The organism is Methylocaldum sp. (assembly GCF_039794385.1).
Taxonomy (GTDB): Bacteria; Pseudomonadota; Gammaproteobacteria; order Methylococcales; family Methylococcaceae; genus Methylocaldum.
On record NZ_JBDIVO010000383.1, the window covers coordinates 1 to 4,173 of the forward strand.

Consider the following 4,173-nt stretch of genomic DNA (forward strand, 5'->3'; position numbering starts at 1 on the left):
CATTCTGGTCAAAAAAGGCGGCGATTTCCCGCCGTTCTGGCCCAAGGACGTGTCCTTCGTCGACGTGATGGAGGCCTTTTACGAGCAGGTCAGGAAAAAGGCGAAGGATTGGATGTGAACGAAGCGACCGGCAATCGGGAAAATCCATCGATGTTGTCGGCCGTCCACGCAAGTTCCTCATATGCTTCTTCGTCAGCCGGGGCATTCAAGTCGCCGGCGAAATCATGGAAGCCTGATCCCATTTGCCAAGCGGGCTAGCGGCAGTTTGACCCGAAGCGTTTGCTAGAGCGTTCTCATCTCGCTCGTACGGCAAAACAGGCCTGGCAGGAGTCGTTGGCGCCTTCGGCCAGGGTAGCTCGACTCAAGCTTTCGTAGGTCGGCAATCCTTTCCCAATCGCAAACGGTCGCTTTAGTCGCGACCCTTCCGACGAAGACGCTCGGCGGGGACGTGTCGTCGGGAAGGGCGGCTTCGGCGCTCCAATCGCAAACGGTCATCCCAGGAGCGCTGGGATGACCCTTCCAATCGCAAACGGCCTGGCCGGGAGCGCCGGCCACGCCCTTCCCGAAGACGCCGTTTGCGATTGGAAGGGGCCGATTAAAGGCCCGTTTGCGATTGGGAAGGGATTCCCGACCTACTCGCGAGTGCCCGTACAGTCGGTATGAAAATGCTCTAAGTACATTCAGGGAAGTCTTGCGGCATAGGCAACCTGCAGGACAACCCCGCCAATCAAGCCAATCTGTCGAGATTCGGCAAATATTTGCGGAATGTACTTAGCTCCCAAGCCTCGTCCGGAATCGATTTCGCTTGCCAATGCATGATCCTAGAAACGGCAGTTGACCGCTTCGATGCACCTGAAAAGCCCGATGAATCCTGAACGTCCCGCCCTGCATCAATCTCACCTTTTGGGTGAAGCCGCTACGCACCCGATTGCACGGCGGGCGGGCCACCTGGCGGCGTTGCTCCTTCTTGCGGGAGACTACCCCGCGGCGGCGTCGCGCCTTGCCAGCCGACCCGCCCGCCGCACACTCCGGCACGTCCAACTGCCGTTTCTAGGATGATGCGATTCCAACATGGTCGATCCAGCTCAAGTGCTCGCACGCGTTCTCAACGATCGACAGGCCCGCCGTCGCGGCTTGGTCCCGAACGGAGAGCCATAAGCCGGCCGGTCTTTCAGAATCAGTGTGGATTCGCTCCCTGCCTAACCGGATGCCGCGCATCCCGCGATATTCTCCGATGGAGTACTTCAGCCAGGCTTTCGGCCGACTGCATGCCCGAGAGGGGGATGCCTTGGACGATAAAGGAAGGCGCTTCCTCGAAACCGAATTCGAGCGCCTCCGCGGTGTCCGTGGCGATGGCCTCGCCGATCTCCTCGGAGGAAAGGCACTGTACCAAGGCGGCGGGATCGATACCCAGCCCGCGAGCGAGTACCGGGAGGGTTTCGTCTTTGTACCAGGCTTCTCCGAAAGGCGGCGGATCCCGCGTCAAAAGCTCCTTGCGCATGCGCTGGAAGGCGCCCAGCCGGCTGGCGCAGCGCGACAAGCGGGCCGCCTCGCTCGCCACGGGATCGTACACCGGAATGAAATCGCGGAAGGTGACGCGCACTTTTCGGTCGGCGGCCAGAAGCCGATCGATCTCCCGATGGCTAGCCCGGCATGGCGTGCAGCGGTAGTTGATGTAGACGACGAGACGCAGTCCTTCCCGTGCGCCCAAGGCGGGGGCATTCGCCTCGATCATGGGTAGACGGGGTGGGGAGGGCTCCTCAAGCAGGATCTCGATGCGCGCCGAAGCCCGCAGCCTCTCGACCAACGCGGTGCGACGGGCATGGGCTTTACGGAAAGCCAGGTATTGTCGGGCACGTTCGGGGTCCGATACCGGCCGGCCCGCCGCGCTTTCCGACTGGATGAATGCATTCAACTCCTCGTCGCCGACGGCCGCGTCCTGTGTCGCTTTTGTCAAAAGATTCTCGGTGGTAATGCCGCGTCGCCGGGCCTCCTCGCTCAGCAGCCGATTCTCGATGGCCGTCTCGACATTGCGCCGGCGCTCGAGATGGATCTCCTTCCTCAGCCGATAGAGGCGAAGCGCTGCGGCTTGCTCGAGTTTCCCGGCCGGGATGGGGACACCATCCACCAGCGCCACGGTTCGCTTAGCGGGCAGCGGCTGTTCGAGCTCCCGCGCTTCCGGGATCAGGATTTTAATGGCATGGCCTTTCCGGAGATCGCGGCGCGTCTCGGCGCTTCTGGCTTCGAGCGCTTTCTGCTCCAGATAGTGCCGGATCGCGGGCTGCGCAGCACTCGGATGGCGCCTGGTCTCGGCGGGCGCGAAAGGCCCCTCGAAATCTTCCGCCCGTGACGAACGAAAGTCGCGGATCGCTTCATCCGTGACCGGCTTGGACGAAGGGGATTTCATTGCCGCCGAGGACGTCCGAAGGTGCCGGTCGATCAGCCGATCAAGCGTCCGGGCAGCCTGGTCGACCAAGGCTTGGTGCAATCGGACGATCTTCGGGCGCGAAGGCGCGTCGATCTCGGATAACAAAAGCGTCTGTCCGTTTATTCTGGCCGCCGCCTCGTCGCCAAGAGCGGCCGGGCTTCCGGCCAAGAGCATCAGAAGGATGATCCACATTGGGCGATGTTATCGAAGCGATCCGCCAGGCTCCGCCGAATGGACTTCCTCGACGGGATTGCCGTCGAGTCCCCGCAGGAAGTCCGAGAAGCCGATGCCGAGCTCTTCGCGAAAAAGGCGATCCGATTCCACCAGCACCAGCGTGCGCGCCAGGTGATCGCGCAGGGAATCGGGATTTTGGGGATCGAGAAATTCCGAGCGCAATCCGACCGAGGCATCGCGCAGCCGTCGTAGAGCCTCGAGCAGCCGGGCCGTCCGATCGGGGCTGAGCCTTTGGCCGAGGCGCTGCTCCACTTCGCGCTCGAGCGCGCCGCTGACCAGGGCGTCCCATTGCTCGTGGCGCACGGGATCAAACTCGACATCGGGATCGGGAGGCGGCGGAGGAATTGTTGGCGAAGAAATCGGACCAGGGGTTGTGACGGGAATGGATGTGGAGGAGGCTGTCGATTGCCGCGCGGCGGAAGATTCCAGCTGCGTCCGCAACACCGCGAGTTCCCGTTCCGCCTTCCGGGTGCGCGCCTGCCATTGCTCGACATCTTCGCCGACCGGAACCGGCGGCGAATGAGTAGTCAGAAGTACCGCGATCGCGCCCGCCACTCCCGCGCCTAATAAGAATGCGGCGACCCGGCTCATAACGGCTTAGTCAAGTTCCTGATGTTCCCTGAACGGACCGCTATTCCAGGTCTCCCTGGATAGAGCCTTTTGTCCTTCCCAGGAACTATGGAAACAGTCGAGGTTGGAGAGTTCGCTCTGCGTGAACGGATAGGTGAAGCTCACATCGGTAAACGAGATGAACTTGTCCTGATGCTGTGCGGCCTTGTTCTCGGTGATTTCCCGGAGCATCTGGTTGTACGCCATGATCCGGGACAGCGCAAAAGCACGGTCCGAATCGGTCGCATCGGGCGAAAGCACCGAGCCGCAACTGCCCGACGTCGCCCAAACCTCCGGGCAATCGACCAGCCCCAGCGATTGTTTGACTCGGCCCTGGTTATAGACCTCGACGATATTGGGGATTGCCACTACCTGCACGGTAGCGCCCGCAGCCAAATTCGCGAGCAGGGTATCCATGCCGCCCTCGAATCGCGTTCTGAACTGCTCGTCGGTGGGAAGATCGGCGATCGAGTCCTTGCACACATCGTTCGAACCCAGCAGCACCGTGGCATAGGTTACGTTCTTGCCGGCCGTGCCGGACGCTTGAGCCGCCAGATTGCCCATCGTCGCACCGTTTTCGGCCGCCGTCTGATTGCTGCGATCGCTGTCTCCGAAATTGGCATCGATGCGCTGGTTATGCGACTCGACATCCGGCAAACCGAAGAGATCCTCCCAAAAGCCGTGATAACCGTTGACCCAGCTCAGGTGCGGATTGTCCAGGGGAGTGTTGGCATTGAAACCCCGCGTCATGGAATCGCCCATCGAAAAGAGCCGTTTCGGCTCGTCCTGACCCGGTTCCAGGGCGAGTATCGAGCGCGCCGTGAGGAGTGTCGTCAATATTGTCCCTAATGTGACCAGGCTATGAATTTTCATAGCGATCTCCTATCCGATGAGGTTTCCTA

3 protein-coding genes are annotated in these 4,173 nt (G+C 61.3%); all 3 read right to left on the reverse strand.

The annotated features are described in order from the left end of the window. Positions 1–1,177: 1,177 nt before the first annotated feature. The 3 genes from ABJK70_RS21180 to ABJK70_RS21190 are packed head-to-tail and all read right to left on the reverse strand — an operon-like array spanning position 1,178 to position 4,144. Positions 1,178–2,620 carry a DsbA family protein gene (locus ABJK70_RS21180; RefSeq protein WP_347259032.1) on the reverse strand — a complete coding sequence of 481 codons (1,443 nt, stop codon included), beginning with the start codon at positions 2,618–2,620 and terminating at the stop codon, positions 1,178–1,180. Between the two features lie 9 nt (positions 2,621–2,629). Next, complete coding sequence (locus ABJK70_RS21185) at positions 2,630–3,253, reverse strand: hypothetical protein (RefSeq protein ID WP_347259033.1); 624 nt, start codon at positions 3,251–3,253, stop codon at positions 2,630–2,632. A gap of 6 nt (positions 3,254–3,259) precedes the next feature. Further along, complete coding sequence (locus tag ABJK70_RS21190; protein ID WP_210024328.1) at positions 3,260–4,144, reverse strand: SGNH/GDSL hydrolase family protein; 885 nt, start codon at positions 4,142–4,144, stop codon at positions 3,260–3,262. Positions 4,145–4,173: the final 29 nt, after the last annotated feature.

Excerpts from the sequence above, each read along its gene's own strand:
- ABJK70_RS21190 (WP_210024328.1), bottom strand. The coding sequence starts at position 4,144 with ATGAAAATTCATAGCCTGGTCACATTAGGGACAATATTGACGACACTC.
- ABJK70_RS21180 (WP_347259032.1), bottom strand. The coding sequence starts at position 2,620 with ATGTGGATCATCCTTCTGATGCTCTTGGCCGGAAGCCCGGCCGCTCTT.
- ABJK70_RS21185 (WP_347259033.1), bottom strand. The coding sequence starts at position 3,253 with ATGAGCCGGGTCGCCGCATTCTTATTAGGCGCGGGAGTGGCGGGCGCG.